Below are 25,877 nucleotides of genomic sequence, written 5' to 3'. Positions count from 1 at the left end.
CCTACAACCCGAGGAACTTCACGAATTCGTCGCCGATGAACGAGATGACCGCGGAGATCTTCGACCTGCGGAAGACGAGGATGTCGAGGCTGACAGGCACCTCGACGCCGTCGTCGATCAGGTAGGTGAGCCAGACCTTCGGCGACGCGGTCGGCGCGAAGCGCCAGCCGTACTGGAGCGGGCCCTCCACCAGGAACCGCCTGATCTCCGCGTGGCCGTGGTAGCGCTCGTCGAGCGGCGGCATCGTGTAGCGGGCGTCGTCGGTCAGCATGCCGACGATGGCGTCGAGGTCGCCGGCGGCCCAGGCGTCGGCGTAGCGGGCGGCGGCTTCGCGCTGGCCCTCCTCGCCGAGCGCGTCCTGCTCGGCCAGCGCCGCGCGGGCCCGCCTGACCGCGCTGTGCACCGCGGCGGGCGAGGTGCCGAGCAGGTCGGCGGCCTCCCGGGCCGAGTAGCCGAGCACGTCGCGCAGCAGCAGCGCGGCCCGCTGCGGCGGGGTCAGGTGGTGGATGGCGGCCACGAAGGCCAGCTCGACGCTCTCCCGGATGAGCACCTGTGATTCGGCGCTCTCGACGAAGATCGGCGGCCCGAGCTCGATCGGCTGCCGCCGCTGCCCGATCATGGTCAGCGCCCGGTTGGTGGCGATCTTGTAGAGCCAGGGCCGCACCGAGCCCTCGAACCCGTCGAGGTTGCGCCAGGCGCGCTGGAGGGTCTCCTGTACGGCGTCCTCGGCGTCGTCCATGGAGCCGAGCATGCGGTAGCAGTGGGCCCGCAGTTCGTCGCGGTAGCCGGCGACTTCCTCGAAAGACGTCACCCCGCCGATTCTGCCGAACCGGCGGGGCGGGGGTCGGGCGTCAGTCGCCCAGGTTGATCGCGCCGATGACGTTCGGCTTGAAGCTGGAGAAGGTCTCGCCGATCTCCGCCACGTACTTCTCGGCGGGAGCGTCGATCCAGACCTTCTTGCCCCAGTTGGTCAGGTGGGTGTCGCTGCCCAGGATGACCTTCTGCTCTTTGCCGTTCTTGTCCCAGGTCTGCAGGACGTCGTGGGTGGTGATGCGGCGGATCAGACCGTCTTCGGTGCCGATCCACAACTTCCAGTTGAGCGTCCAGAGGAGCGGGAAGTCGGGCAGGCTCAGGTTGAGGCGCTGCTTGCCCGTGTAGAGCGTGGTCGCCACCCCGTTGACGGTCCCGCCCGCCTTCTTCGACGTGGTCGACTTGAGCAGGTTGCGCAGTTCACTGGGCGACAGCACGTTGATGGCCGTGCCGCCCAGCCCCGACTGGTTGCCCTTGCCCTTGACCCGGAGCCAGGTCTTGCCCGGAGGCAGGTCGAGGTAGTCGACCATGCCGCCGCTCACATACGTGGCGCCCTTGACGTTGATCGTCTGAGAGGCCGTCTCGGAGAAGTCGCCGAAGAGCTCGGTGAGCTCCTTCGGGATCTCGCCGTCGTAGGAGCTCGTGCTGATGACGTCGCTCGCCGTCACGCGCGAGCGGCCGAACTGAAGGTTGCCGTACGACCTGCTCTTAAACCCGAGCGTGGGTCGGATCTGGCTGACCGAGTTGAAGTGCACGCCGTGGGCGCTCTTGAGCTGCGCCGCCAGCGCCGCCACCGGGTCTGCCGCCTTGGCCTGCGCCGCCCCCGTGGTCAGCGCGGTCACCATGACGAACGCCGCAGCGGTCGCGATTAATCGCCTCATTGTTAAACCGTCACCCCGTTTGTTCGTGATTGCCGATAACCCTGTCCTATCCGGACAGGGTTATCAACGGACGTTACGAAACTGGTTCTATCAAGAAGTGGAAGTGACAAACCGCTGGTCAGGGGCGTAGATCCAGACCTGCTTGCCCCATTCCGTCAGATAGGTGTCGCGGACCGTGCGGTCTTTTCCATTCTTTTTCGCCGTGTCACTCGTGATCCGCCGAATCAGACCGTCACTGCCGATCCAGACCTTCCAGTCCGTCACACGCGTCTGCCCGCGTCTCCGGCCTTCGTAGACCGTCGTCGACACTCCGTCGAGGACGCCCCCGGGGGACTTCTTCTTCGCCGATTCCAGCAGTGCGCCGACTTCCGCCACCGACAACGCGTGCAAGGCGGGATCGTCGAGCCCGGCGGCCGTCACGTCTTTCTTCAGCTTCCATCCGCCGTTGTCGTCGTCGTGGTAGACGGCGTCGCCGACCCAGATGGTCTCGCTGATGTTCTCGTGCCGCTCCTCCTGCGTGGCGGTCGGCCCGAGGGCCTTCTCCACGATGGCGCGGTTGGCCTTCACCCGGGACCACCCGAACTGCAGGTCGCCGTAGATTCTGAAGGTGGTGTCGTCGGTTCTCTGCACCGTCTCGTAATGCACCCCGTGGGCGCTTTCGAGTCTGGCCGCGAGTGCCTGGAGGGGGTCGGCGGGCGCGGCGGCGGCCGGGGTGGCGAGAACCGTGCCCACCATGGCCGCGCTCCCGGCGAATGCGATTAATCGCCTCATGGCGGACAGCGTATTGGTGGGAAGTCTTCAGGTGTTGAACTTTGTGCCCGCAATCACAAAACCTTCACATCAGACGCCGTCGCCCAGGTCGGTCAGCACGTCGCGCAGCAGGTCGGCGAGGGCGCGAAGGCGTTCGGGCGGGACGGGCGACAACAAGTCCCGATGGGCTTGCGTCGTCTCCAGGGAGAGTTGTTCGGCCTTGGCGACGCCCTCGGGCGTGAGCCTGACCCAGGACGACCTGCCGTCGGCCGGATCGGGCTCGCGGACGATCAACCCGGCCGTCTGGAGGCGCTGGAGGATGTTGCTGGTGCCGCCCGTGGTGAGCATCAGATGGTTCGACAACCCGCTCGGCTTGAGGCGGTAGGGCGCGCCCTCGCGGCGCAGCGTGGCGAGCACGTCGAAGTCGGCGTAGGTCAGGCCGTGGGCGCCCAGGACGCGGGCGGTGACCTCCTCGATCATCCCCTTCAGCCGCCCCGACCGCTTGACGATCTCCAGCTCTGTCGTGGCGGCCCGGGGGAGTTCGGCCCGCCACCTGGCGATCATCTCGTCCACACGATCCACGGCTTGAGTGTAGATGCCTCGCTTGATAGCTTTCTGAAAAGCTTTCCTGAAAGGAATTCGCGGCATGCGCACGCTCATCACCAACGCGACCCTGCTCGACACCGTCCCGGAGCCCCATGTGGTCGAGGGCGACCTGCTCGTCGAAGACGGCCGGATCGCCGTCGTCGGCCACGGCCTCACCGCCGACCACGTCGTCGACGCCGAGAGGGCGATCGTCATGCCCGGCCTCGTCGACGCCCATCGCCACGTCTGGCAGAGCGTGCTCAGGTCGCTGAACCCCGACTCGACCCTCGGCGACTACCTCGACCTCGTGCTCGGCCGCCTCGCGCCCGCGTTCACCGAGGACGACGTCCACGCCGCCAACCACTGGGGCGCGCTCGACGCGCTCGACGCGGGTGTCACCACCGTCTACGACTGGTCGCACGTCCCCCACCCGGAGGCCGCGCTCGACGGGTTACGGGAAGCGGGCATCCGGGCGGTGTTCGCCCATCCCGACCGGGCGGCGCTCGACCGGCTCCGGCCACCGGCGCACATCACCCTGGCCCTGGCCGCCACCGGTCCCGTCTACGGGCCGGTCGAGGAGGCCGTACACGACTGGAAGGCGGCGCGGGACCGCGGACTGCACATCAGCCTGCACGCCACCGGGACCGGCGCGGTCGAGAGCCTGCACCGGCACGGGCTGCTCGGCCCCGACGTGATGGTCGTGCACGGCAACGGCTTCACCGACGACGCGATGCAGACGATGGCCGACGCCGGCGCGACCGCCACGGTCACCCCGGCCGTGGAGGCCCAGATGGGCCACGGGAATCCGGAGACCGTCAGGTTCCGGGCCCACGGCGTCACGACCGGGCTGGGGGTCGACACCGTCGTCACCGTGCCCGGCGACCTGTTCTCGGTCATGCGGGCCGCGCTGCCGGGCACCCCGGCGGCCGAGGTGCTGACTATGGCGACCATCGAAGGCGCCCGCGCGATCGGGCTCGACCGGGAGATCGGCTCCCTCACGCCCGGCAAGCAGGCCGACCTCGTCATGATCTCCACCGACAGCCCCGGGATGGCCCCGGTGACCGACCCGGTGCGGGCGGTCGTCGGGTCGGCGGGGCGGGGCGACGTGCGGGCCGTCTTCGTCGCGGGCCGCCGCGTCGCGACTACCTCGGCCGCGGCCAGGGAGCGGGCCGAGCGGGTCAGGGCCCGCCTGACCGTTTAGGAGTGGCCGCCGTGCTCGGCGACTTCGACGTGGCCGCCGAGACGGGGAATCAGCCCGTTGAGCTCCTTCTCCGGGCCGACGACGACCCAGCGGGTGCCGACCAGGTAGGTGCCGCCGTAGGCCTGGGCGCCCTTCAGCCAGTCGGTCTGGTTCTTGTCGGCCTGGAAGGTGAGCACCACCGACTGGTAGGTCGGGGCGGTGCACATCGCCTGGCGCATGTCGGGCTGCTGACCCTGGATCTCCGGGGTGCAGCCGATGACGCCGGTGATCTCCTCCAGGGTGTGCGTGGGCGCGACCGCGTGGTGGCCGGTGGCCTGGGACTCCTCACCCCCGATGGCCCACCAGATCACGGGGATCGCCGCCAGCGCGAGGATCGGAAGCGTCCAGCGTCTGGTCACGACTAGCGGCATGACCGTCCTCCTTCTTCGGTGTGAGCCGCGCCGTCGCGACGGCGACGGCCGCGATCGCGGCGTAGACCAGGGCGCCGAGCCACTGGTCGCCGACGGGCAGCCAGGTGATGTCGCCGAGCTGCGAATACCAGCCCCGGCCCTGGGCCGGGCCGAACAGCAGATAGAGGGCGACCAGCGCCTGGGTCCCGGCCATGACCGGCCAGATCCCACTGCAGATGGTCGTGTACGCCGCCACGGCCAGCCCCAGCAGCACGAGCAGCCGCACCGCCAGCACCGACTGCGACAGCTCGAACAGCGGCGTGGTGAACAGGGCGAGAGCGGGCACCGTCGCGGTCACCAGGCCCAGCCAGGCCGGGGGCCGCCACGGCCGCCAGGCCATCGCCAGCATCGCCGGGACCAGCGCGCCCACGATCGCCCACTGGATCAGCTGCACCGACACCATCGCGCGGGCGTAGGTGCCCAGGCCGCCCACGGTCGCGTAGGCGAACAGGGCCAGGCCCGCCGCCCACATCACCGGACGCCGGCGGTCGGACCAGCGGAAGTAGGCCGCGCAGGCGAGCGCGACGGCCAGCAGCAGGATCGGGTCGGGCCGCCACTCGGTGACGAACCGGCCGGGGGCCAGGATCGGCAAGTAGAAGCCGAGCACGCCGTGGGCCGGCGACTCGCCGGGCGGCGGCGGGGTGCGCGAGAGCGCCACGGCCAGGCCCATCGTGGCGGCCATCAGCACGACCTCGCCGGCGGCCAGCCGCAGGAAGGGGACCCTGGTGGTCGTGAGGGCCGCGATGGTGCGGGTCCGGTGGCGCCATCCGAACCACCCCAGCGCGCCCATCGCGGCCAGCTTGAGAAGCACCAGGACGCCGTACTCCGACGTCCAGAGCAGCTCGATCCGGCCGAGACGGACCCAGGCGTTCAGCAGGCCCGACAGGGCGACCGTGACGTAGCACCAGAGCGCCAGCGTGCTGAACCGCTCGACCGCCCTGACCGGCGCCTCGCGCATGAACACGATCAGGCCGAACAGCCCGCCCACCCACAGGACGACCCCGCCGAGGTGGACGAGCAGGCTCGACACCGCGAAGTCGTGGTCGACGGCCGAGGCCGAGTGGCCCACGTAGGCGGGCGGCAGCACCGCGAGCACGGCCACGGCGAGCGGCAACCACGGCCTGCCCCGGGCCACGAAGCTCAGCAGGGTGACGGCGAGGGCCAGGACGTACACGATCAGGAACGACAGGCCCTGCGGGACGTACAGGATGAAGGTCGAGAGCATGCCCGACCGCAGCGCTTCGAGCACCGGCGCGCCGACGAAGTCCGACAGCGTGAGCAGCACGGTCGCCGCCGCGCTGCCCGCCCACGCCAGCGCCCAGCGGGGGACCGCCCGCGCCAGGATGTCCTTCTCGCCGAGCAGCACCGTCGCGAGCAGCGAGCCGACCGTGCCGACCGCGCACAGGTCGTGCACCAGCCGCATGATGGGCAGGCCCCACGTGGTGAAGGCCCCGGGCGACGGAAGCCCCCGGATGGCGGGCAGGTCACGCGGCCCGCCGAACAGCTGGACGAGCACGAGGGCGCCCAGCCCCGCGGCCAGGGCCAGCGCGCACACGAGCACGGGTCGCCTCACGACCGGAGATACGCCGCCCGGCGCGATCGGGTTCGGCCAACGAAAAGGTAACAATGTGCGCCGCCCCGCACCGGGCGGTCCGCGCCCTCATTGAGCTGCGCATTTCCGCCCCGCACAGTGGAGTCATGGTGACCTCCTATCGCGACGTCGTCGACCGCATCTACACCCTGGCCCGGTTACATGCGCTGTCGGTCAGATGGCGCGAAACGACGACGGCCAGTCGCCTACTCTTGCTCTACGACGGAACCGAGGTGGTCGTGGGACGGTCGATGGTGCCGATACGGAACATCACCAGAGCGGCTCTCGAAGACGTCGAGCACGACCTCGAACACGTCTTCGGAAGGGGCTGGTTGCGGTGACGACCGCCGTCCACCGGCTGACCGTCAGGGTCAGCAGGGAACGCGCACTCGACCGGGACATCGAGGTCTGGTACGCCCGCCCGGTGGACGCCCCGATCCGCTCGGGGGTGTCGGCCGAGACCCTCACCGAGCTCCGCGACGCCGTGAACGGCGTGAAGCACTTCATCCTCGACGTCTCCGCCGACACCGCGGTCGAGGTCGACTACCAGTACGACCGTGAACTGCTCGCCCACCTCGACGAGGCCGGTCTGTCGGCGGCCGACCGGGCGGCCCTGCTCGCGGGCTGAGACGGGTCAAGAATGTTTCACGTGAAGCAACCGGTCAGCCGAGCTGCCGCCTGATCGCCGTGATCTGCGCCGGTGTGGTCCGGCAGCAGCCGCCGATGTGGGTCGCCCCCGCCCAGTCGGCCACCGGGAAGTCGTTCCCGACGCCCTCCCACGTCTTCTCCCGCCCGTTCCAGGTCTCGCCCGAGTTCGGGTAGACGACCCGTGCCCCCAGTGAGATCAGATTGGCGATGTAGGCCGGGCTGGTGCAGTTGGCCCCGACCGGGACGTCGACCTCGGCGGCGGCTTCGGCGTACGGGGTGCCGTCGCTGATGGTGCGGTCGTCGCGGCAGGAGAAGCTGATCCAGCCGTCGGCCCCGGTCTCGTGGAACAGCCGCAGCAGCGCCTTCGCCTCGGGCAAGGAGGGGATGGTCTCGGCCACGACCAGGTCGGCGCCAGCGCCGGCCAGCAGGTGGAACCGGTCGCGGTGCCAGGTGTAGAGGTCGTCTTCGGTCAGGCCGCCGTAGTCGCCGGTGTACTCCTGCCCGTCGGCCAGGTAGGCGCCGTAGGGCCCGACGCTGGCCGCGACCAGCCCGGCGCCGTGTTCGTCGCGGGCCTGCCGGGCCAGCTCGACCGACGATGCGATCAGCTTCGCCGCCTCAGAAGGAGACGCGCCGTGGCGGGTGAAGCCCTCGATCGTCGCCTGGTAGCTGGCCGTCGTCGCGACGTCGGCTCCGGCGGCGAGGAAGTCGAGATGGGCGCGGCGGATCACGCCGGGGTCGTCGGAGAGCAGCCGCGCCGACCAGAGGTCGTCGCCCAGATCGCAGCCGAGGGTCTCCAGATGGGTCGCGAGCCCGCCGTCGAGGATCACGCGATCGCCTGCATGACCGGGGTGTAGAGGCGGGAGACGTCGGTGTCCATCGGCGTGCCGTATTCCATCAGGGTGGTGCTGAACGCGGGGGTGAGGCCCTGGCCGCGGGCCCACCGCGCGGCGGCGGGCAGCAGCGACTCGACCCGGATCGGGCCCGTCACGTCGGCCGCCAGGTCGGCGAGCAGGTCTTCGGCGTCGGCGGCCGAACTCGCCACGACGGGACCGATCACGTTGACGTGGCCGTTGTGCCAGACGCCGCCGAACCCGCCCTCGGTCTCCCGGAAGCTCTCGCAGAAGCCGGGCAGCCGCGCGAACAACTCGGGCCGGGGAGCGCCGTAGACCTCTTCGTCGAGCTTGGTGACCGCCGCGAGGTCGGTCAGTTTTCCGGTACGCCCGGACGCCGCCCCGGAGAAGGTCCCGGTGTAGACGTCGCAGACGCCGGTCGCGCGGAAGCCGAGGCGTTCGTAGAGCGGGCGGCCGTAGGCGGTGGCGGTCAGGGTGACGGTGTCGGTGCCGGCCACGTCGAGGGCGTGCCGCATCAGCCGGCCGCCGAGGCCCCGCCGTTCGTAGCGGCGGGCCACCAGCATCATGCTGACCGCGGTCGCCCGGGTGCCGAAGCGCACCAGCGCCACCGTGGCCGCCAGGCCGTCGCCGTCGGGGGCGTCGATGCCGTGGACCTCGCCGACCTCGTAGAGCAGCCGGCACTTCTCCCGCTCGGGCGTCCATTCGCGGTCGACCGCGAGGGCGAGGAAGTCGTCGAGGCGGTCGACGCCGAGTCGGTGGATCGAAAACGTCATTCGTCAATCAATCGGTCGAAATAGACACGGTCCGCACCTGGGCCATCGTAGTCGGCGATGGGTTCGCTCACGCGGAAGCCCATCGCGGTGTGGAAGGCGATCGACCGGGTGTTGCGCGGCGAGGTGACGGCCGCGACCCGGGTGCGGCCGACCGAGTGGACCAGGGAGAAGAACCGCCGGTAGAGCTCGCGCCCCACGCCGCTGCGCCGGAACGTCGGGGCGACCCCGACGAAGTGGATGTACGCCAGGTCCCGCTGCCCCTGCGAGAGGAAGCCGACGAGGAAGGCCACGAGGTGGCCGTGGGCGTACACGACGAAGCTGGTGTTGTGGAAGTGGTCGAGGAACAGCCGGGTCAGCCCACCCTGGACCGGCACGCCCCACCAGTCGTCGACGACCGCCTTGATGGCGTCGTAGTCGGAGGGCTTCGCCGGGCGAACCTCTATCTCGGACACGAGCCTATTGTGGGCCGCATGCGACAGATCAGGGCCAACGACCACGGGGTGGCGGCGATCAGCTTCGTCGAGGGCGTGCGCGACGGCCGCCCGTGGGCCGACTACCTCGAAGTGATCGGCCCCGGCGCGATCGAGGTGATCATGACCCAGCTGAAGGGCTGGGCCGTCTCCGCCGACGTCGACCTCGGCCGCGAACTGGTCGCGCGCGGCGCCCGCAGGCTCCGGCACGCCCACTCCATGTACGCCGACCTCACGGCCCTCCCCTCCGCCCCCGGCACCCCGCCCGAAGGGCTGCGCTTCACCCCGGTCGACCGTTCCCCCGAGGACATCTATCCGGCCGTCAGCGCGGCCTACCCGCCCGGCCACGTCGACTACTCGGCCCGCGACCGCGACCACGCCATCGCGACCGAACTGGTCCCGCTGATCGACGGCAGCCTGCTCGGCCCGCTGATGCCGTGCAGCGCGCTGGCCGTCGACGACGACGGCGCGGTCGTCGCGGGGGTGTTCGTGAACGACTTCAAGACCGTCCCGTGGGTGACCGAGGTCTTCCGCCACCCCGACCTCGCGCCGCCCGGCACCGGCGGGCGGCTGCTGCGCCACGTGCAGCTCAAGGCCGCCGCCGACGGGCTCGACCGGCTGGGGCTGGCCGTCAGCGACGGCAACCCGGCCCAGCGGGTCTACAGCAGGCTCGGGTTCGCCGTCACCCACACCGCGTTCACCGTGGCGATCGAAGGAAGTCCGTGACCGCCCGCTCGTAGGCGCGCGGGTCGACGTTCCACGACCCGGTGTGGCCGCCGCCCTTGGTCTCCACCAGCGTGGTGAGGTCGGGCCGGGCCCGCGCGAACGCCTGCGCCCGGTCGACCGGCACGGTCGCGTCGTCGTGGTCGACGAAGATCAGAATCGGCAGGTCGAACTCGGCGGCGTGCTCCACGTGGTCGAGGTCGTCGAAGCTCAGCCCGGTCCGCGCCATGATCACCCATTCGCCGACCGTGGTGAGCAGGCCCGGCACCCCCATCTGCCGCGCCCCGAGCGCGATCGGCGACCGCCAGTCGAGCACCGGGCTGTCGAGGATCAGCGCCGTGACGCCCGCGCGGGGGAGCCGCCGGGCCGTGACGGCCGAGATGCCGCCGCCCATCGACCAGCCGTAGAGGACGAACTTCTTCGCGCCCTGGCTCCGGGCGTGGTCCATGGCCGCCCGGACGTCCTCCCACTCGGTGTCGCCCAGGTGGAACCGGCCGTCGGGGCTCGCGGGCGCGCCCTCGTCGTTGCGGTAGGAGATCGCGAGCACGGGATGGCCCAGCGCGTGGAGCGTGGGCAGGATGCGCAGCGCCTCGCCCCGACCGCCGTTGCGGCCGTGCACCGCGATCACCCAGGTGTCCGACGTGCCCTCGGTCCGCCAGGCGGGGAGGACGCCCAGCGGCGACTTCACGCCGACCTCCTCGTAGGGCACCCCGACCGACTCGGGCGTGCCCTCGCCCCACATCCAGCGGTCGAGATAGGCGAACACGCCCGGCCGCAGGTCGCCGCGGCTGATCTTCTCCACCCTGCGGGTGACCGTGCCCGCTCCCACGGAGATGGTCTCGCCGAGCACGGCGTTGCCCCCGGCCCAGGTCAGGCCGTAGGTCCCCGGCGCTCCGGTGTCGCCGCCGCCCTTCAGCGTCACCTGGCCGTCGCCGACGGCCGTGACCTCGATCGGGTAGTTCGAGGCGTGGACGGGGTCGATGACGAGACCGGAGTAGTAGTAGCCCGCCGCGCCCAGGGCCAGCGCCACGACGACGACCGTGCCGGTCGCGCCCAGCAGCACGCGACGCCGCCACTTTCTCCGCATGCGAGCCACCATCTCGCGGCCGACGACCCCGTGGCGATGGTTCCCGGGCGAATTGGCAGATATGTTCGCCCCGCCGCGCCCTGCTCCGATTGATCGCCGGCCCTAGAGTCGCGGACATGGACAAGGACGAGACCAGAGCCTTCTTCGCGGCCCGCGCCGCGACCTGGGACGACACGTTCCCCGACGACGGCCCGGCCTTCGCGGCGGCCGTCGCCCGCCTGGAACTGCGCCCCGGCCTGGTCGCCCTGGACGCGGGCTGCGGCACCGGCCGGGCGATGCCGCTGCTGCGCGAGCACACCGATCGGGTGGTCGGCGTCGACCTGACCCCGGAGATGGCCGCCGTGGCCGGTCGGCGCGGCCCGGTGCTGATCGCCGACGCCTTCGAGCTGCCCCTCGCCGCCACGACCGTCGACGGCATCCTGGCCGCCGGTCTGATCGGCCACCTGGGCGACGCCCGGGGCACCCTGCTGGAGTTCGCCCGGGTGGCCCGGCCCGGTGCCCGGCTGGCCCTCTTCCACCCGGTGGGCCGGGCCGTGCTGGCCGCCCGCCGGGGGCGCGAGCTCTCCCCTGACGACATCCGGGCCGAATCCCGTATCACGCCGCTGCTCCGGGCTGCCGGGTGGGAGCTCGTGCACTTCCACGACGACGACGATCACTACTTGGCGTTGGCGCGGAGGGCCGGGTAGCGGGGTTTTCGGCGGCACCTGGTTCGTCGGGTGCGCGAGCGGGAGCGGCCGGTTGGCGCCGGATACGGCGCGGGCCGGGAGCGGGGGGCGGTGCGGGGGTGGGCGGAGCCGTAACGGAGAAAGTCCTTATCTCGCAGAAGCGAGGTTTCCGCGCGATCAGTGTGGGCTATTGCGATGCATTAGCTATCGAATGGTTGGCGGATGCCGCGTAATCTTGGGAGGAGTCCTACGGTAAGGAGTGCTCGGTGTTGAAGCGCTTGTCCCTTCTCGCGGCCGTCGTGTCCGTGTTCGCGCTGGCGGCCTGTGGATCGTCGTCGACGGAAGGCGCCCCCACCCAGGTGACGGTGTTCGCGGCGGCGTCGCTCACCGGGACCTTCACCGAGCTCGGCAAGCGGTTCGAGGCGGCCAACCCCGGCACGAAGGTGACCTTCAACTTCGGGTCCAGTGCCACGTTGGCCCAGCAGATCACCCAGGGTGCGCCCGCCGCCGTGTTCGCGGCCGCTTCTCCTGCGACGATGAAGACCGTGGCCGACGCCGGCCTTGCGGGCACGCAGACCGTGTTCGTGAAGAACAAGCTGGAGATCGCGGTGCCGCCGGACAACCCCGCCAAGGTCGAGAACCTCAAGGATCTGACCGACCCGAAGGTCAAGGTCGCGTTGTGCGCCGAGCAGGTGCCGTGCGGGGCCGCCGCCGTCAAGGCGCTCGACGCCGCCGGGCTGAAGGTCACCCCGGTCACGCTGGAGCAGGACGTCAAGGCCACCCTCACCAAGGTCGAACTCGGCGAGGTCGACGCCGCGCTGGTCTACAAGACCGACGTCATCGCCTCGGCCGGGAAGGTCACCGGCATCCCGTTCCCCGAGGCCGACCAGGCGGTCAACGACTACCCGATCGCCACCCTGAAGGACGCGCCCGCCCTGGCGCAGAAGTTCGTCGACCTCGTGTTGTCGCAGCAGGGCCGGGACGTGCTGACGAAGGCCGGTTTCGAAGCGCCGTGAGAAGCCGTGTGCCCTGGCTCCTGGTCGTCCCGGCCATGCTGGGGATGGTGTTCCTCGTCCTGCCGCTGGCCGGGCTGCTGGTCCGGGCGCCGTGGTCGACGCTGCCGGAGCGGCTCTCCGAACCCCAGGTGCTGGAGGCGCTGCGGTTGTCGCTGGTCACCGCGTCGCTGGCGACGGTGATCTGCCTGGTGCTCGGGGTGCCGCTGGCCTGGTTGCTGGCCCGCACCGACTTCCCCGGCCGCCGGTTGCTGCGCGCCTTGGTGACCGTCCCTCTCGTGCTGCCGCCGGTGGTCGGCGGCGTGGCGCTGCTGCTGGTGCTCGGGCGGCGCGGGCTGGTCGGCCAGTGGCTGGAGTCGGCGTTCGGGTTCTCGTTGCCGTTCACGACGGCCGGGGTCGTCGTCGCGGAGGCGTTCGTGGCGATGCCGTTCCTGGTCATCGCCGTCGAGGGCGCGCTGCGCGCCGCCGACGTGCGCTACGAGGAGGCCGCCGCGACCCTGGGGGCCTCCCGCTTCACCGTGTTCCGCCGGGTGACGCTGCCGCTGGTCGCGCCCGGCGTGCTGGCCGGGGCGGTGCTCTGCTGGGCGCGGGCGCTGGGGGAGTTCGGCGCGACGATCACGTTCGCGGGCAACTTCCCCGGCCGCACCCAGACGATGCCGCTGGCCGTCTACCTGGCTCTGGAGACCGAACCCGAGGCGGCGATCGTGCTGAGCCTGGTGCTGCTGGCCGTGTCGGTGCTCATCCTGGTCGCGCTGCGCGACCGCTGGGTGGGGGCGGCGGCATGACGTTGCGCGCCCGGATCGTGGTCGAACGGCCGGCCTTCCGGCTCGACCTCGACCTGACGGTCAGCCGGGGCGAGGTCGTCACGCTGCTCGGCCCCAACGGCGCGGGCAAGACGACCGCCCTGCGCGCCCTCGCCGGGCTGACCCCGCTGACCGAGGGCTCGATCGAGCTCGACGGCGTCCGCATCGAGAAGGAACCGGCCGAACGCCGCCCCGTCGGCGTCGTCTTCCAGGACTACCTGCTCTTTCCCCACCTGTCGGCGCTCGACAACGTCGCCTTCGGCCCCCGCTGCCAGGGCAGGTCGAAGGCCGAGGCCCGGTCCCGGGCCCGGGACCTGCTCGACCGCATGGGCCTCGCGGAGTTCTCCTCCGTACGCCCCCGCCGCCTCTCCGGTGGGCAGGCGCAACGGGTGGCGCTGGCGCGGGCGCTGGCCGTCGAGCCGCGCCTGCTGCTGCTCGACGAGCCCCTGGCCGCGCTCGACGCGCACACCCGCCTGGAGATCCGCTCGGAGCTGCGCCGCCGCCTGACCGGCTTCGACGGCGCGACCGTGCTGGTCACCCACGATCCGCTCGACGCGATGGTGCTGGCCAACCGTCTGGTGGTCGTCGAGCACGGGGTGGTCGTCCAGGAAGGCGCCCCGGCGGAGATCGCCCGCCGCCCCCGGACCGATTACGTGGCCCGGCTCGTCGGCCTCAACCTCTATCGCGGGGAGGGCGACGGCGACCGGGTGCGGGTCGGCGAGTTGTCGTTCGCCGCCGAGGAGCACGTGACCGGCCCGGCGTTCGTGGCGTTCGCGCCGCGCGCGGTGGCGCTCTACCGCGCCCGTCCCGACGGCAGCCCCCGCAACCTGTGGGAGGGCCGGATCGACGGCGTCGAACGGCACGGCGACAACGTGCGTGTGCACGTCGACGGCCCGGTGCCGGTGGCCGCCGACGTCACCCCGGCGGCCGTGGCCGAGCTCGACCTCACGCCCGGCCGCCCGATCTGGGTGTCGGTCAAGGCGACGGAGACGCACGCCTACCCGGCGTGAAGCACCTCGTCGGCGAGGCGTTCGGCCGCGTCGGGGCGGCCGTGCCGGCGGGCCTGGGCAGCCAGCGCCGTACGCCGGGCCGGGTCGTCGACCAGCGGGCCGACCGCCGCCGCCAGCCTCTCGGGCGTCACCTCGCCGAGCAGCGCCACCGCGGCTCCGGCCCGCTCCAGGTGGGTGGCGTTGTGGGCCTGCTCATTTCCGGCCGAGGTGGCCAGCGGGATCAGCACGGCCGCCTTGCCGAGCGCCGTGACCTCGGCGACGGTGCCCGCGCCGCTGCGCGAGACCACCACGTCGGCGAGCGCGAGCACGTCGGGCAGCTCGGCCCCGACGAACCCCTTGACCTGGTAGCGGGCGGCCAGCGCCGGCGGCAGGGCCCGCGCGGCGGCGGTCACCTGCTCCTCCTCGGCCGGGCCGCACTGGTGGATGACGTTCGCCCGCTCCAGCAACCACGGCAGGATCGCCGTGACGAGCCCGTTGATCTGGCGGGCCCCTTGGGCGCCGCCGGTGACGTACACGGTCGGCAGGGCGCGGTCGAAGCCGTCGACCGGCGCGCGGTCGGCCCGCCCGGTGAGCACCTCGGCCCTGACCGGGTTGCCGGTCACCACGGCCCGCTTGCGGGCCGCGCCCGACAGCAGCTCCAGCGACGCCTCGGCCGTCACCGCGACGCGGGCCGCGCCCCGGGCGAGCACCCGGTTCGCCAGCCCGAGCCGGACCGTCTGCTCGTGGATGACCAGCGGCACCCGGCACACCCGCGCCGCGACGCCGACCGGCACCGCGACGTAGCCGCCGGTGCCCAGCACCACATCAGGACGGAACCGCCGCACGATCGACACCGCCTGGAAGACCCCGAGCGGCACCCGGAACATGTCGCGCACGTTCTCGGCCGACACCATCCCCAGCAGGCTGCGCGCCCGCCGCACCTTCCCGGTCGCCACGGCCGCGAACGGGATGCCCTCGGCGGTGGCCACCCGCTCCTCCAGGCTGCCGGCCGCGCCGACCCAGAGCACCTCCAGCCGCCCGCCGGTCCGGGCCCGCAGCGCGCGGACCGTGGTCAGCGCCGGAAAGGTGTGCCCGCCGGTGCCGCCCCCGGAGACGATCAGGCGGAAGGGTTCTGCCTCGAAGATCACGACCTGGGACGATAGCAGCCGGAACGGCGGCCACCGACACGGTGACCGCCGTTCGCGGGGGTGCTCACTCCTCTTCGAAGACGTCCTCGAAGACCTCTTCCACGACCTCGCCGAGGATCATGCCGCCGACGACGCCGGCCGCGGCCCCGGCGACCACGCCGCCCATGCCGATGCCGCCGCCGTGGTGGTCGTCATGGTGCCCGTAGTGGCCGCCGTGGTGGCCGCCATGGTGACCTCCGTGGCCGCCGTAGGAGCGCTGGGCGAGCCAGCCGCCGAGGACCGACGTCCAGTCGGTGCTCAGCGCCTCCTGGTGGGTGGTCGGGAAACGGCCGATCGCGTCGTGGCCGCCTTCGATCACGATCTCCAGGTGGTGGGGGTCGGAGATGAAGGTCACCTCGATCTCGCCGTACTGGTGGGAGGTGAACTCGATCTCCTGGTAGAACGGCAGCGTCTGGCGGGAGCCGCCGATGTGCCCGGCCTCCAGGTCGGCCGACCTGAAGTGGAAGCCGAGCCGCGACAGCGACTCGAGCACGTGGACCTGCGAGGGGAGCGGCGCGACCTCGATCATGTCGAGGTCGCCCTTGTCGACCGCCTTGGCGATGGCCAGTTCGGTGCGCACGCCGATCGCCATGCCGCGCAGGCCCTCGCTGATGGGGGTCTCCCACGGCACCGGGAGCTGGAACGGGATCGTCCGCTCCTCGCCGGTCCGGAGGGTGAAGGGCCCGGAGACCGGGAAGCCGAAGAACTCGCGCAGCCCGCTGCTCTCGCCTTCGCTGTGCTCGATCTCGACGCGGGCGACGAGGCTGAGGGTGATGTGCTCGATCTCCGCGTCGACTTCGCCACCCTTGATCCGCACCTCGCCGGAGAGGGCGGCGCCGGGCTGGGTTCGGGGGTTGTGCAGGACGGTGTCCACCGAGGGGGCGCCGACGCCGAATGCGCTCAGCATCCGTTTGAAGACCACGTTTTCTCCTGTGAGTTGGACGTCTCGGCCGCACGCCAGAACGCTCAGCGGCGGCGTACGGTTCCGCGTTCCAGCAGAAGATCGATTTTGGCGTGCAGCGCGGCGACCTCCTCGCGGAGTTCGACCAGCTCGGCCTGGGCCAGCTCCTCCGACGGCGAGGGTTCGGCGTCGTTCATGGCGTTCACCACGACCGCGATGAAGAGGTTCAGCGCGACGAAGGTCGAGATGAGGATGTAGGAGATGAAGAACAACCACGCCCAGGGCTTGTGCGACATGACCTCCTTGGCGACCGTGCCCCAGTCGTCGCCGGTCATGATCTGGAACAGGGTGAAAAGGGAGTCGGGGAGCTCGTCGAACCGCTCGGGCGCGACCTCGCCGAACAACTTGGTCGATATCACCGCCGCGATGTAGATCATCAGCAGCAGTAGTCCGATGATCGAGGCCATCCCGGGCACGGCCGTGAGCAGCGCGCTGACGACCCGCCGCATGCTCGGCACGGCCGACACCAGACGGAGCGCCCGCAATATGCGGAGCGCCCGGAGCACCGATGTCGGTCCCGAGGCGGGCACGAGCGCGATCACCACGATGATCAGGTCGAACCAGTTCCAGGGGTCGGTGAAGAAGTCGCGGCGGTAGGCGTAGAGCCGGGCCAGGATCTCGATCGCGAAGATCGTCAGTGCGATGTGGTCGATGGCGACGAGCAACCCGCCGACCTGGGCCATGAGGGTGGCGCTGGTCTCGCAGCCGATGGTGATCGCGTTGACGACGATGAGGATGACGACGGCACGCTGAACGGAAGGTCGTTCCAGAAACCGGCGAACACGTTCATGTCGGGCTAATTCCACGCGGAAGATCATCCCACCGGGCAGTCGATTGCCGGTCAGCGCCACATGTCAACGCAAACGAGGGGCTTTGCGCAATCATGGGCGCCATGGACCTCCACCTGCTCGCGGCCTTCGCGGTCGCGACGTTCCTCCTCAACATCGCCCCCGGGCCCGACCTGCTCTTCGTGATCACCAACGGCGTGGCCGGCGGGCGGCGGGCCGGGGTCCTGGCCGCCCTCGGGGTCTCCACGGGGCTCCTGGTGCACTCGGTCGCGGCCGCGTTCGGCCTCGGCTTCCTGATCGCCAGGGCTCCCGAGGCGCTGACCGTGGTCAGGATCGCGGGGGCGGTGGTGCTGCTCTATCTGGCGTACACGACCTGGAAGGGCAGCCGCGAGGCCCTGCACGTGACCGACGCGCCGCAGCGGTCGCTGCGGCGCACCTATGTCATGGCCGCGCTCACCAACCTGGCCAACCCGAAGGTCATCCTGTTCTACCTGGCGTTCGTGCCCCAGTTCGTCACCAAGGGCGACCAGGCGTGGCCGGTCACGGTCCAGATGCTGGTGCTCGGCCTGATGTTCATCGTCTCGGGCCTCATGGTCGACGGCTCGGCCGGCCTGCTGTCGGGCCACCTGTCGGAGCGCATCGCCCGCCGCCCCGGCTTCCGCACGTGGATGGAGCGGATCTCCGCCGGGGTCTTCGCGGCGCTGGCCGCGCGGCTGGTCCAGGAGACGACGACGGCCCGGTAGCCGCCTAGAGCGCCGAGCCCCCGCCGTCGACGGGGATGACCGCCCCGGTCATGTACGACGCCTTGTCGGACGCCAGGAACGCCACGACGTCGGCGATCTCCTTCGGGTCGGCGGCCCGGTGCAGCATGGTGCCCTCGTCGAACTCCTTGGCCCGCTCGCCCATGCTGTGGTACATCGCGGTGACCACCGGGCCGGGCGCGACGGCGTTGACCCGGATGCCCCGCTCGGCGAACTCGGCGGCCCACGTCCGGGTGAGCTCGTTGATGGCGGCCTTGGTGGCGCCGTAGACCGACAGGAACGGCACGGCCACCACGGCGGCGATGGTCGAGATGTTGACGATCGCGCCGCGCCCGCGCTCCATCATCCCCGGCACCAGCGCCTGGGTCAGGAAGTAGGGCGCCCGCAGGTTGAGCGAGAGGGTCTTCTCGAAGACCTCGGGGTCCTGGCCGACGGTCGCCGAGACCGGGGCCATGCCGGCGTTGTTGACGAGCACGTCGACGTCGCCCGCCTCGGCCGCCAGGTCGTGCAGCGCGTCGAAGTCGGTCAGGTCGGCGGGCACGAACCGGGCGGAACCCCCGTTCTGCACGATGTCGTCGACGACCATGGCGCCCTTGGCGGCGTCGCGGCCCGAGACGATGACGTCGTCGCCCTGGGCGCCGAACACGCGGGCGCTCTCGGCGCCGATCCCCTCGGTGGACCCGGTGATGAGCACAGATCTCATAACAGACATAACCGGCAAATCGGTCAGCTCAGTTCCGCCCGGATAACTGTTGGCACCCGATCTCCCGTCTCAATACCCTCGACCCCATGGCCCACGTCGAGATCGCCCATATCACCCATGTGCTCCCAGACGGGCGGCCATTGCTCAACGACGTCTCCTTCCGCATCGGCGAGGGCGTCAAGGCCGCCCTCGTGGGCCCCAACGGCGCGGGCAAGACGACGCTCATGCGGCTGATCGCCGGCGATCTCCAGGCGGTCGAGGGCACGGTCGCCAGCTCCGGCGGCCTCGGCGTGATGCGCCAGTTCATCGGCAGCATCCGCGACGGCCGGACCGTCCACGACCTGCTCCTGTCGGTGGCCCCGACCCGGGTCAGAGAGGCCGCCGAACACCTCGCCAAGATCGAGCTCCTGATGATGGAGCGCGACGACGAGAAGACCCAGATGCGCTACGCGCAGGCGATCACCGACTACACCGACGCCGGCGGATACGACATCGAGGTCCTCTGGGACACCTGCACGATGGCCGCTCTGGGCATCCCGTACGACCACTGCAAGTACCGCGAGGTCAACACCCTCAGCGGCGGGGAGCAGAAACGCCTGGTCCTGGAGGCCCTGCTGCGCGGCCCCGACCAGGTCCTCCTCCTCGACGAGCCCGACAACTACCTCGACGTGCCGGGCAAGCAGTGGCTGGAGCAGGTCCTGCGGGAGACTCAGAAGACGGTTTTGCTCGTCTCTCACGACCGCCAGCTCCTCGCCAACGCCGCCGACCGCATCGTGACCGTCGAGTCGGGCAACATCTGGGTGCACGGCGGCGGCTTCACCACCTACGCGCAGGCCCGCAGAGAGCGCAACGAGCGCCTCGACGAACTCCGCCGGCGATGGGACGAGGAGCACGCCAAGCTCAAGCGCCTGGTCAACATGCTGAAGCAGAAGGCCACCTACAACGACGGCATGTCGGCCGCCTACCACGCGGCCCAGACCCGGCTCCGCAAGTTCGAGGAGGCGGGCCCGCCCGAGATGGCGGCCAAAGACCAGAACATCAACATGCGCCTGCGCGGCGGCCGCACCGGCAAACGGGCGGTCATCTGCGAACGCCTGGAGCTCACCGGCCTGATGAAGCCGTTCGACCTGGAGATCTGGTACGGCGAACGGGTCGCCGTGCTGGGCTCCAACGGCTCCGGGAAGTCCCACTTCCTGCGGCTGCTCAGCGGCGACGACGTCAACCACACCGGCGTCGCCCGGCTCGGCGCGCGGGTCATCCCGGGGCACTTCGCCCAGACCCACTCCCACCCCGAGCTGATGAAGCGCACCCCGTGCGAGATCGTGATGACCGAGCACGCCCGGCTCAAGAACGAGGCCATGAAGATCCTGGCCCGCTACGAACTGGCCGGCACCATCGCCGAGCAGCGTTTCGAGACCCTGTCGGGCGGCCAGCAGGCCCGCCTGCAGATCCTCCTGCTCGAACTGTCGGGCGCGACGCTGCTGCTCCTCGACGAGCCGACCGACAACCTCGACCTGGCCAGCGCCGAGGCGCTCCAGGAGGGTCTCGACGCCTTCGAGGGCACCGTCATGGCGGTCACCCACGACCGCTGGTTCGCCGCCGACTTCGACCGCTACCTGGTCTTCGGCGCCGATGGGAAGGTCTACGAATCGTCAGAGCCCGTCTGGGACGAGGGGCGGGTCGTCCGCGCGCGTTAAAGATTGGGTCCGCTGTTGGCGGGTCGAGGTGAACGGGGCCGCACGTACGCGTTATCACGGCCTGGTGACGCACCGTATGACAGCCCTGGCCCTGTCGTTCCTCTCCGTGACGCTCCTGGTTTCCGGGTGCTCGGGGGACGAGGAGACCAAGAAGACCGAACTCGCCCCGCTCGCGCTGAAGGAGCAGACCTCCTCGGTCGTGCAGGCCAGTGGCGGTTACCTGGTCAACTGGGCCGCCGTGCTCAACAACGGCAACAAGTGGCACTTCGGCGAGAACGCGGTCGCCACGATCACCGGGAAGGACGCCGCCGGCAAGGAGGTCGTCCGGATGGAGCAGCCGCTCGACGCGGTCGCTCCTGGCGGGTCGATGGCGTTCACCGGGGAGGCGCTGGCGGTCGAGAAGCCGGTCAGCGTCAAGATCGACTACAAGCCGGCCTCGTGGCACCAGGCGGCGCGGGTACCGTCGGCGTACAAGACGTTCCCGGTGAGCCGGGTGTCGACCGAGAAGCTGGGCGCCTCGTCCTACCTGATCACCGGCTACGTCGAGTCGCCGTTCACGCGGCCGGCCGGGAGCCTGGTGGTGACCGGGCTGCTGCGCGACGCCACGGGCAAGCTGATCGGCGGGGGCACCGCCTTCGTCGACGACGTCCGGCCGGGGGCGAGCCGCCGGTTCATCATCACGGTCGAGAGCGTCAGCGCCGGGGTCGCCGCCGCCACCGCCGTGACCGCCCGCACCTGGGGGGCCACCGCCAAGCCCTATGAGGACCTGGCCGCCGGCGGGGCCGCGCCGATCTTCACCCAGGCCCCGAAGACCGCGCCGTTCGCCAAGGACCGCGGCTACACCGTCATCACCGAACAGAAGCCGTGAACCCGTGAGGTTACGGTAATGGCATGACCACCCCCCGTATCGTCCTGTTCGGCGCCACCGGCTACACCGGGCGGCTCACGGCGAAGGCGCTGGTCGCGCTGGGCGCCGAGCCGTTGCTGGCCGGGCGGGACCCCGCCCGGCTGGCCGACCTGGCCGCCACCTTGCCGGGCACGTTGCCCACGGCGGTGGCCGACGCGACCCGGCCGCGCTCGGTGGCCCGCCTGCTCGAACCCGGCGACGTGCTGGTCTCGACCGTGGGACCGTTCCTGCGGTGGGGCGACGCGGCGGTCATGGCGGCCGTCGAGGCGGGTGCGGTCTACCTCGACTCGACCGGCGAGCCGCCCTTCGTCAAGCGCGTCTTCCAGCGCCACGGCCCCGAGGCCGCCGCGGCGGGCGCGACCCTGATCCCCGCCTTCGGGTACGACTACGTCCCCGGCAACCTGGCCGCCGCCCTCGCCCTGCGCAAGGCCGGCAACGACGCGATCAGGGTCGACGTGGGCTACTTCCTGCGCGGCAACATGGCCAAGCGGGCCAGCGCCGGCACCCGCGCCTCCGCGCTGAGCATGATCCTCGAACCCATGTACGGCTTCCGCGACGGCCGCATCGTCCGGGAGACCGGCCGCACCCGGGCCTTCGCCTTCGGCGCGAGAAAGAGACACGGCATCGCCGTGGGGGCCAGCGAGCACTTCGCCCTCCCGCGCACCCACCCCCGGCTGCGCGAGGTCAACGTCTACCTGGGCTGGCTCGGCGGCCTGACCCGCGCCGCGGGCGTCTTCGCCAGGGCGACCCCGCTGCTGCGGGCCCTGCCGGGCTCCCAGCGGCTCATGGCGGCCATGGCCGAGCGGGCGGCCCGGTCGACCAGCCAGGAGAGCCACCCGATCGCCTCCCAGACCATCGCCGAGGCGTACGCCGACGACGGCACCCTGCTCGCCACCGTCCGCCTGAACGGCGGCGACCCCTACGACCTGACCGCCAGAATGCTCGCCTGGGGCGCGACCAGCGCCCTGGTCGGCGGGGTGGGCGGCATCGGGGCGCTCGGCCCGGCCGAGGCGTTCGGGCTCGACGCCCTGGCCGACGGGTGCGCGGCGGCCGGGCTGGCCCCGTGAATCACCAAGAAACAGCGCGTCGCGGAGGTATCACTCAGCGTTCGTGATATTCCCCCGAATAAGGCTCGATCTTTCTTCCGGGGGCGATTGCCATGAAGAACCTCAAAGTACGGCCTACACCTCGATTCGGGCGTGGCACCGCCTCCACGAAAGACCTGATGACCTCCTGGGCCCTGGTCGAGGCGGCGGTGGCGCGGCGCGACGCCCCGTACACCTCGGTCGTCTGGACCGCCCGGCTCGGCTACCTCTCGCTCCCGCTGCTCTTCCTGGGCGGCGTGGGCGTCTTCCTCGCCCTGGGCGCGCTGGTCATGGGCGTGCGGGCGCTGCGGGAGATCGCCGACGACCACCCCCGGTCGATCAACCGGGGCGTCGTCGAGACCGCCATGGTCTGCGCCGGGGTGACCCTCGCGCTGGGCGCCTCGGCCGCCGCCGCGGCGGGCCTCGCGATCGTGGCCGGCGGCCTGGCGTGAGACCCCGGCCACGGCCGGCGTCCTGCGGGTGGATCCGCGGATGTCCTCCGGTCGTCCGCGTCTCGCTCACCCTCGCCACGGTCGTGGCGCTCGGGTGCGGGCCGGTCAGCCACGTCGAACCGGTCCGGCCGGAGCCGGTGCCGAAGGTCCTGGTGATCGGGGTCGACGGGGTGCGCACCGACCGGGTGCTCACCACGAAGGCGACCTATCTGCGCGCGCTGATGAGCGAGGGCCTCTATGCGACCGGGCAGCTCGATCTCGCGCCGGGCGTGAAATCGCTGAGCGGTCCGGCGTGGTCGACCATTCTCACGGGTGTCAATCCGGAAAAGCATGGCGTACACGACAACACCTTTGATGGACGCCAATACACGAGATATCCCGATTTCCTGACCCGGCTGGAAAGACTGCGTCCCGATCTCGACACGCTGGCCGTCACCCTGTGGCGCACCTTCTTCGAGACCGGCCTGCTGCACCAGGTCGACTGGCACGCCACCCTGCGCCCCGGCGTCGACTACGCCGAGCACCTCAAGGACGAGATGATCATCCGCCGGATGACCGACCTGATCTCCCGCCACCGGGCCGACGTCGTCTTCCTGCACCTGGTCAACCCCGACAAGGTGGCCCACAAACACGGGCCTCTCGGCCCCGAGTACACCACGGCGCTCGACACCATGGACCTCGGCGTCGGCCGCCTCGTCGACGCCGTGAGACGACGGCCGACGTACCCGGAGGAGAAGTGGTCGGTCATCGTGGTGACCGACCACGGGCACCGCGATGAGGGCGGCCACGGCGGCCGGTCGCCCGAGGAACTGCAGATCTTCCTGCTCGCCGCGGGCCCCGGAATCCGGCACGAACGCCGCCACGAGGCGAAACTCGTCGACGTCGCGCCGACCGTTTTCGCCCAGTTGGGGATACGAATTCCGGCCGACTTCGAAGGTGTTCCGCTCGGTGGAGAAAAGTGAGCCGAGGGCCGGCCGTGGCTCGGGCTCATGAATCTGCCCCAATTAACCAGGAAAATAGCAGCGGAGAATGCGGCAGAAATCCTGAACTCCAAGTTACGGATCCATTACCTTCTGTGACATGACCGATCGCGATCTGGTTCAGGCCCTGCGCGCCCGCGATCCGGGTGCTCTCGCAGCCCTCTACGACGCCCACGCCGAAGGCGTCTACCGCTTCTGCTGGTTCCTGCTCGGCGCCGAGGGCGCCCAGGTGGCGTTACGCGACACCATGATCGCCGCCGAGGCCCACATCGACGCCCTGCGCGACCCCGACCGCCTCTACGTCTGGCTGCTCGCGCTGGCCCGCGCCGAGTGCCGCCGCCGGTGGCAGGCCGGGCAGCCCGCCGAACCCGAGGAGGCCCCCGACGCCGCCGCCTGGCACGCCGTCCACGGCCTGCCCCCGGCCGACCGCGAGATCCTCGAACTGTCGTTGCGCCACGGCCTGGCCGCCGCCGACCTGGGCGTGGTGCTCGGCCTGAGCGCCCGCCACGCCGAGGCCCTGCGCGAGTCGGCCTCGCTGCGCCTGCAAGACGCGATCACCGCCGAGGTGCTGGCCCGCCGCGACCCCGGCGACTGCCCGGCCCGCTCGGTCCTGGTGGCCGACGCCGAGGGCGGCGATCCCGACGAACGCCGCGCCCGCGTGGTGAACCACATCTTCACCTGCGAGACCTGCCGCCCCCACCGGGCCCGCCAGGTCTCGGCCGGCAAGGTCTTCGCCCTGCTGCCCCTCCCGGTCATGCCCGACACGGTCCGCGTCCGGGTGATGAGCTGCTTCATCGACCCCGAACTGCTGGCCTACCGCCGCTACGTCGCCCGCCGGGCCGGGCCGCTCGACTCCGACGGCTTCCCGGGCGGCGAGAGCCGGCGCGGCCGTCACGTGGCCGCAGGCGCGCTGGCGGCCGTGGTCGCGGCGGCCGTGGTGGTCGTGCTGGTCATGCAGGTCACCGGCGAGACGATGGACGAACGCGCCGGCGTGGCCGCGCCGACCGCCCGGCTCTACACCCCGGCCGCCACGGTCAGCGACTTTCCGCCGAAGGTCCCGCCCAAGGTGCCGCCGCCGATCCGCACGCTCGACCCGGTCGAGGAGCCGTCCGAGAGCGCGGTGGCCCGGCCCCGGCCGACCGTGCTCGGCGTCCACTACCCCCGGCCCGAGCGCGCCGCGCAGCCGCGCCCCCGGCCCACGAAGACCGCCCAGGGCGAGCCCCCGCACAGCCGTCCGCCGGGCCCGCGCCCGTCGCCGACCCCGGTCGCCACGGTCACCCCGTCGGCCGAGCCGGTCGTCGTCGACCTGGCGTCCACCACCGACGAGACGCACGAGCACGAGGCCCACGAGCACGTGAAGGGCGAACACCATGGCCGCCGACGGCTTTGCCGTTCGTGATCGCCGGGTCTACCCCGACCTGCCGCCCGCCCCGCTGGCCGACCTCGTCACCAAGGCCCACGAGGCGGCCTGGCCGGTCTGGCTCGACCCCGGCCCCCGCATGCTCCGCGACGTCCTCGACCTGAGCCGCCTCCAGGCCGCGCGGGCCCTGGCCATCCTGACCTGGCTGGCCGAGGCCCACACCCCCGACGACGTCACGTGGCTGCTGTCCTCCCGCCGCCTGACGGGCCCCCGCCAAGACCGCATGTACGGCGAGGCCGCCCGCCTCCCCGCCCCGGTCCTGAACCTGGTCGTCGCCAACTGGACGTGGGTGCAGAGCACCCCCCACGGGGGCCGGGTCACCGCGCCCTACCTGGCCGGCACCGCCTACCCCGACGACGGCTACGCCGCCGCCCACGCCGCGATCACCCTGGCGCAGATCCACGAACGCCACCCCGAGGCCCGGCCGGCCCTGTCGGTCGCCTGGGCGGCCTGCCGGACCGCCGCCGACTGGTGCAAGGCGGCCGAACTGCGGGCCACCCACGGCGGCGACGCCCCGGTGTTCGCCTACCCGCGCGGCCCCGACCCGGTGACCACGGGCATGCGCCCCTGGATCGCCCGGCTGCTGAAACTCGTGTGAACTCCTTTGCCATTGGGGCCGGTGTTCCTTGAGTGACCTGCGGGAATGG

Annotated in this window: 30 protein-coding genes; 16 read left to right on the top strand and 14 right to left on the bottom strand. The window is 71.3% G+C overall.

All coding sequences use genetic code 11. From position 1 onward, the window contains the following. Position 1: 1 nt before the first annotated feature. The 4 genes from AW274_RS06920 to AW274_RS06905 all read right to left on the bottom strand — a co-directional run bounded on the left by AW274_RS06920 (position 2) and on the right by AW274_RS06905 (position 3,023). A complete protein-coding gene (locus AW274_RS06920) occupies positions 2–811 on the bottom strand; it encodes a sigma-70 family RNA polymerase sigma factor (protein WP_198169083.1) in 810 nt (269 codons plus the stop codon). 40 nt (positions 812–851) lie between these two features. Then, positions 852–1,691 (bottom strand): hypothetical protein, encoded by an 840-nt coding sequence (locus tag AW274_RS06915; RefSeq protein ID WP_157519855.1) that lies wholly within the window; start codon positions 1,689–1,691, stop codon positions 852–854. Positions 1,692–1,781: 90 nt separating this feature from the next. Beyond that, positions 1,782–2,462, bottom strand: a complete 681-nt coding sequence (locus AW274_RS06910) for a hypothetical protein (protein WP_157519853.1) — start codon at positions 2,460–2,462, stop codon at positions 1,782–1,784. A 69-nt stretch (positions 2,463–2,531) separates the two neighbouring features. Continuing rightward, positions 2,532–3,023 carry a MarR family winged helix-turn-helix transcriptional regulator gene (locus tag AW274_RS06905; RefSeq protein WP_198169082.1) on the bottom strand — a complete coding sequence of 164 codons (492 nt, stop codon included), beginning with the start codon at positions 3,021–3,023 and terminating at the stop codon, positions 2,532–2,534. 64 nt (positions 3,024–3,087) lie between these two features. On the opposite strand from AW274_RS06905, the gene AW274_RS06900 reads away from it, so the two are divergent. Further along, positions 3,088–4,227 (top strand): amidohydrolase family protein, encoded by a 1,140-nt coding sequence (locus AW274_RS06900; RefSeq protein WP_062430256.1) that lies wholly within the window; start codon positions 3,088–3,090, stop codon positions 4,225–4,227. On the opposite strand, the gene AW274_RS06895 is transcribed toward AW274_RS06900, so the two are convergent. Further along, positions 4,224–4,637: a hypothetical protein gene (locus tag AW274_RS06895; RefSeq protein ID WP_157519851.1), complete on the bottom strand. Its 414-nt coding sequence runs from the start codon at positions 4,635–4,637 to the stop codon at positions 4,224–4,226. The genes AW274_RS06900 and AW274_RS06895 overlap by 4 nt on opposite strands. After that, entirely contained in the window at positions 4,552–6,249 is a 1,698-nt protein-coding gene (locus tag AW274_RS06890; RefSeq protein ID WP_157519849.1) for a CopD family protein, read from the bottom strand. Before AW274_RS06890 ends, AW274_RS06895 begins: the two co-directional genes overlap by 86 nt. A 125-nt stretch (positions 6,250–6,374) precedes the next feature. On the opposite strand from AW274_RS06890, the gene AW274_RS06885 reads away from it, so the two are divergent. Beyond that, on the top strand, positions 6,375–6,608 hold the full coding sequence (locus AW274_RS06885; protein WP_157519847.1) for a hypothetical protein: 234 nt from the start codon (positions 6,375–6,377) through the stop codon (positions 6,606–6,608). Continuing rightward, entirely contained in the window at positions 6,605–6,895 is a 291-nt protein-coding gene (locus AW274_RS06880; protein ID WP_062430252.1) for a hypothetical protein, read from the top strand. The genes AW274_RS06885 and AW274_RS06880 overlap by 4 nt, the downstream gene beginning before the upstream one ends. Before the next feature lie 34 nt (positions 6,896–6,929). On the opposite strand, the gene mmuM is transcribed toward AW274_RS06880, so the two are convergent. The 3 genes from mmuM to AW274_RS06865 are packed head-to-tail and all read right to left on the bottom strand — an operon-like array spanning position 6,930 to position 8,991. Continuing rightward, on the bottom strand, positions 6,930–7,742 hold the full coding sequence (mmuM, locus tag AW274_RS06875; RefSeq protein WP_062430251.1) for a homocysteine S-methyltransferase: 813 nt from the start codon (positions 7,740–7,742) through the stop codon (positions 6,930–6,932). After that, positions 7,739–8,539 carry a GNAT family N-acetyltransferase gene (locus AW274_RS06870; RefSeq protein ID WP_062430250.1) on the bottom strand — a complete coding sequence of 267 codons (801 nt, stop codon included), beginning with the start codon at positions 8,537–8,539 and terminating at the stop codon, positions 7,739–7,741. The genes mmuM and AW274_RS06870 overlap by 4 nt, the downstream gene beginning before the upstream one ends. Beyond that, complete coding sequence (locus tag AW274_RS06865; RefSeq protein WP_062336855.1) at positions 8,536–8,991, bottom strand: GNAT family N-acetyltransferase; 456 nt, start codon at positions 8,989–8,991, stop codon at positions 8,536–8,538. The genes AW274_RS06870 and AW274_RS06865 overlap by 4 nt, the downstream gene beginning before the upstream one ends. 18 nt (positions 8,992–9,009) lie before the next feature. Here AW274_RS06865 and AW274_RS06860 point away from each other — a divergent pair, with 18 nt between their 5' ends. Then, positions 9,010–9,735 carry a GNAT family N-acetyltransferase gene (locus AW274_RS06860; protein ID WP_062431741.1) on the top strand — a complete coding sequence of 242 codons (726 nt, stop codon included), beginning with the start codon at positions 9,010–9,012 and terminating at the stop codon, positions 9,733–9,735. On the opposite strand, the gene AW274_RS06855 is transcribed toward AW274_RS06860, so the two are convergent. Further along, on the bottom strand, positions 9,707–10,819 hold the full coding sequence (locus AW274_RS06855; protein WP_198169081.1) for an alpha/beta hydrolase: 1,113 nt from the start codon (positions 10,817–10,819) through the stop codon (positions 9,707–9,709). The two genes, AW274_RS06860 and AW274_RS06855, sit on opposite strands and share 29 nt — an antisense overlap. A 116-nt stretch (positions 10,820–10,935) precedes the next feature. Between AW274_RS06855 and AW274_RS06850 the strand changes: the two genes are divergently transcribed. From AW274_RS06850 to AW274_RS06835, 4 genes are all read left to right on the top strand, one after another. Then, positions 10,936–11,505: a class I SAM-dependent methyltransferase gene (locus AW274_RS06850; RefSeq protein ID WP_062430248.1), complete on the top strand. Its 570-nt coding sequence runs from the start codon at positions 10,936–10,938 to the stop codon at positions 11,503–11,505. A gap of 248 nt (positions 11,506–11,753) precedes the next feature. Further along, on the top strand, positions 11,754–12,500 hold the full coding sequence (modA, locus tag AW274_RS06845) for a molybdate ABC transporter substrate-binding protein (RefSeq protein ID WP_062431739.1): 747 nt from the start codon (positions 11,754–11,756) through the stop codon (positions 12,498–12,500). Between the two features lie 35 nt (positions 12,501–12,535). Beyond that, positions 12,536–13,282 (top strand): ABC transporter permease, encoded by a 747-nt coding sequence (locus AW274_RS06840; protein WP_083974220.1) that lies wholly within the window; start codon positions 12,536–12,538, stop codon positions 13,280–13,282. Beyond that, entirely contained in the window at positions 13,279–14,310 is a 1,032-nt protein-coding gene (locus AW274_RS06835; RefSeq protein ID WP_062430246.1) for an ABC transporter ATP-binding protein, read from the top strand. The genes AW274_RS06840 and AW274_RS06835 overlap by 4 nt, the downstream gene beginning before the upstream one ends. Here AW274_RS06835 and murG read toward each other — a convergent pair. The 3 genes from murG to AW274_RS06820 form a co-directional block, all read right to left on the bottom strand. Next, a complete protein-coding gene (gene murG, locus AW274_RS06830) occupies positions 14,298–15,437 on the bottom strand; it encodes an undecaprenyldiphospho-muramoylpentapeptide beta-N-acetylglucosaminyltransferase (protein ID WP_062430245.1) in 1,140 nt (379 codons plus the stop codon). The genes AW274_RS06835 and murG overlap by 13 nt on opposite strands. A gap of 64 nt (positions 15,438–15,501) precedes the next feature. Beyond that, positions 15,502–16,398 carry a sporulation protein gene (locus AW274_RS06825; protein ID WP_062430244.1) on the bottom strand — a complete coding sequence of 299 codons (897 nt, stop codon included), beginning with the start codon at positions 16,396–16,398 and terminating at the stop codon, positions 15,502–15,504. 44 nt (positions 16,399–16,442) lie between these two features. After that, positions 16,443–17,243 (bottom strand): ion transporter, encoded by an 801-nt coding sequence (locus AW274_RS06820; RefSeq protein WP_232320023.1) that lies wholly within the window; start codon positions 17,241–17,243, stop codon positions 16,443–16,445. An 86-nt stretch (positions 17,244–17,329) separates the two neighbouring features. On the opposite strand from AW274_RS06820, the gene AW274_RS06815 reads away from it, so the two are divergent. After that, the gene (locus AW274_RS06815; RefSeq protein WP_062431737.1) at positions 17,330–17,968 is read left to right on the top strand and encodes a LysE family translocator; all 639 of its coding nucleotides are present in this window, start codon (positions 17,330–17,332) and stop codon (positions 17,966–17,968) included. A 4-nt stretch (positions 17,969–17,972) separates the two neighbouring features. On the opposite strand, the gene AW274_RS06810 is transcribed toward AW274_RS06815, so the two are convergent. After that, positions 17,973–18,689 (bottom strand): SDR family NAD(P)-dependent oxidoreductase, encoded by a 717-nt coding sequence (locus AW274_RS06810; protein WP_198169080.1) that lies wholly within the window; start codon positions 18,687–18,689, stop codon positions 17,973–17,975. An 86-nt stretch (positions 18,690–18,775) separates the two neighbouring features. Here AW274_RS06810 and AW274_RS06805 point away from each other — a divergent pair, with 86 nt between their 5' ends. The 7 genes from AW274_RS06805 (at position 18,776) to AW274_RS06775 (ending at position 25,828) form a co-directional block, all read left to right on the top strand. Further along, positions 18,776–20,386, top strand: a complete 1,611-nt coding sequence (locus tag AW274_RS06805) for an ABC-F family ATP-binding cassette domain-containing protein (RefSeq protein ID WP_062430241.1) — start codon at positions 18,776–18,778, stop codon at positions 20,384–20,386. A gap of 64 nt (positions 20,387–20,450) precedes the next feature. Next, a complete protein-coding gene (locus tag AW274_RS06800; protein ID WP_232320022.1) occupies positions 20,451–21,254 on the top strand; it encodes a hypothetical protein in 804 nt (267 codons plus the stop codon). 23 nt (positions 21,255–21,277) lie between these two features. After that, on the top strand, positions 21,278–22,360 hold the full coding sequence (locus AW274_RS06795; RefSeq protein ID WP_062430239.1) for a saccharopine dehydrogenase family protein: 1,083 nt from the start codon (positions 21,278–21,280) through the stop codon (positions 22,358–22,360). Positions 22,361–22,518: 158 nt separating this feature from the next. Continuing rightward, complete coding sequence (locus AW274_RS41125; RefSeq protein WP_062350187.1) at positions 22,519–22,830, top strand: hypothetical protein; 312 nt, start codon at positions 22,519–22,521, stop codon at positions 22,828–22,830. Then, positions 22,827–23,792: an alkaline phosphatase family protein gene (locus AW274_RS38960; RefSeq protein WP_198169079.1), complete on the top strand. Its 966-nt coding sequence runs from the start codon at positions 22,827–22,829 to the stop codon at positions 23,790–23,792. The genes AW274_RS41125 and AW274_RS38960 overlap by 4 nt, the downstream gene beginning before the upstream one ends. A 118-nt stretch (positions 23,793–23,910) precedes the next feature. After that, positions 23,911–25,209 carry an RNA polymerase sigma factor gene (locus AW274_RS06780; RefSeq protein WP_062430237.1) on the top strand — a complete coding sequence of 433 codons (1,299 nt, stop codon included), beginning with the start codon at positions 23,911–23,913 and terminating at the stop codon, positions 25,207–25,209. Then, positions 25,181–25,828: a hypothetical protein gene (locus AW274_RS06775; protein ID WP_062430236.1), complete on the top strand. Its 648-nt coding sequence runs from the start codon at positions 25,181–25,183 to the stop codon at positions 25,826–25,828. Before AW274_RS06780 ends, AW274_RS06775 begins: the two co-directional genes overlap by 29 nt. The last annotated feature ends 49 nt before the right edge of the window (positions 25,829–25,877 follow it).

Origin of the sequence: Herbidospora daliensis (genome assembly GCF_001570585.1) — a bacterium.
In the GTDB taxonomy this organism is placed as follows: Bacteria; Actinomycetota; Actinomycetes; order Streptosporangiales; family Streptosporangiaceae; genus Herbidospora; species Herbidospora daliensis.
This window is presented reverse-complemented; position numbering and strand designations above follow the sequence as displayed.

Coding starts and splice junctions, on each gene's coding strand:
- AW274_RS06915 (WP_157519855.1), bottom strand. CDS start 1,691: ATGAGGCGATTAATCGCGACCGCTGCGGCGTTCGTCATGGTGACCGCG.
- AW274_RS06910 (WP_157519853.1), bottom strand. CDS start 2,462: ATGAGGCGATTAATCGCATTCGCCGGGAGCGCGGCCATGGTGGGCACG.
- AW274_RS06900 (WP_062430256.1), top strand. CDS start 3,088: ATGCGCACGCTCATCACCAACGCGACCCTGCTCGACACCGTCCCGGAG.
- AW274_RS06895 (WP_157519851.1), bottom strand. CDS start 4,637: ATGCCGCTAGTCGTGACCAGACGCTGGACGCTTCCGATCCTCGCGCTG.
- AW274_RS06885 (WP_157519847.1), top strand. CDS start 6,375: ATGGTGACCTCCTATCGCGACGTCGTCGACCGCATCTACACCCTGGCC.
- AW274_RS06870 (WP_062430250.1), bottom strand. CDS start 8,539: ATGACGTTTTCGATCCACCGACTCGGCGTCGACCGCCTCGACGACTTC.
- AW274_RS06860 (WP_062431741.1), top strand. CDS start 9,010: ATGCGACAGATCAGGGCCAACGACCACGGGGTGGCGGCGATCAGCTTC.
- AW274_RS06855 (WP_198169081.1), bottom strand. CDS start 10,819: ATGCGGAGAAAGTGGCGGCGTCGCGTGCTGCTGGGCGCGACCGGCACG.
- AW274_RS06850 (WP_062430248.1), top strand. CDS start 10,936: ATGGACAAGGACGAGACCAGAGCCTTCTTCGCGGCCCGCGCCGCGACC.
- AW274_RS06840 (WP_083974220.1), top strand. CDS start 12,536: ATGCTGGGGATGGTGTTCCTCGTCCTGCCGCTGGCCGGGCTGCTGGTC.
- AW274_RS06835 (WP_062430246.1), top strand. CDS start 13,279: ATGACGTTGCGCGCCCGGATCGTGGTCGAACGGCCGGCCTTCCGGCTC.
- AW274_RS06815 (WP_062431737.1), top strand. CDS start 17,330: ATGGACCTCCACCTGCTCGCGGCCTTCGCGGTCGCGACGTTCCTCCTC.
- AW274_RS06810 (WP_198169080.1), bottom strand. CDS start 18,689: ATGAGATCTGTGCTCATCACCGGGTCCACCGAGGGGATCGGCGCCGAG.
- AW274_RS06805 (WP_062430241.1), top strand. CDS start 18,776: ATGGCCCACGTCGAGATCGCCCATATCACCCATGTGCTCCCAGACGGG.
- AW274_RS06795 (WP_062430239.1), top strand. CDS start 21,278: ATGACCACCCCCCGTATCGTCCTGTTCGGCGCCACCGGCTACACCGGG.
- AW274_RS41125 (WP_062350187.1), top strand. CDS start 22,519: ATGACCTCCTGGGCCCTGGTCGAGGCGGCGGTGGCGCGGCGCGACGCC.
- AW274_RS06780 (WP_062430237.1), top strand. CDS start 23,911: ATGACCGATCGCGATCTGGTTCAGGCCCTGCGCGCCCGCGATCCGGGT.
- AW274_RS06775 (WP_062430236.1), top strand. CDS start 25,181: ATGGCCGCCGACGGCTTTGCCGTTCGTGATCGCCGGGTCTACCCCGAC.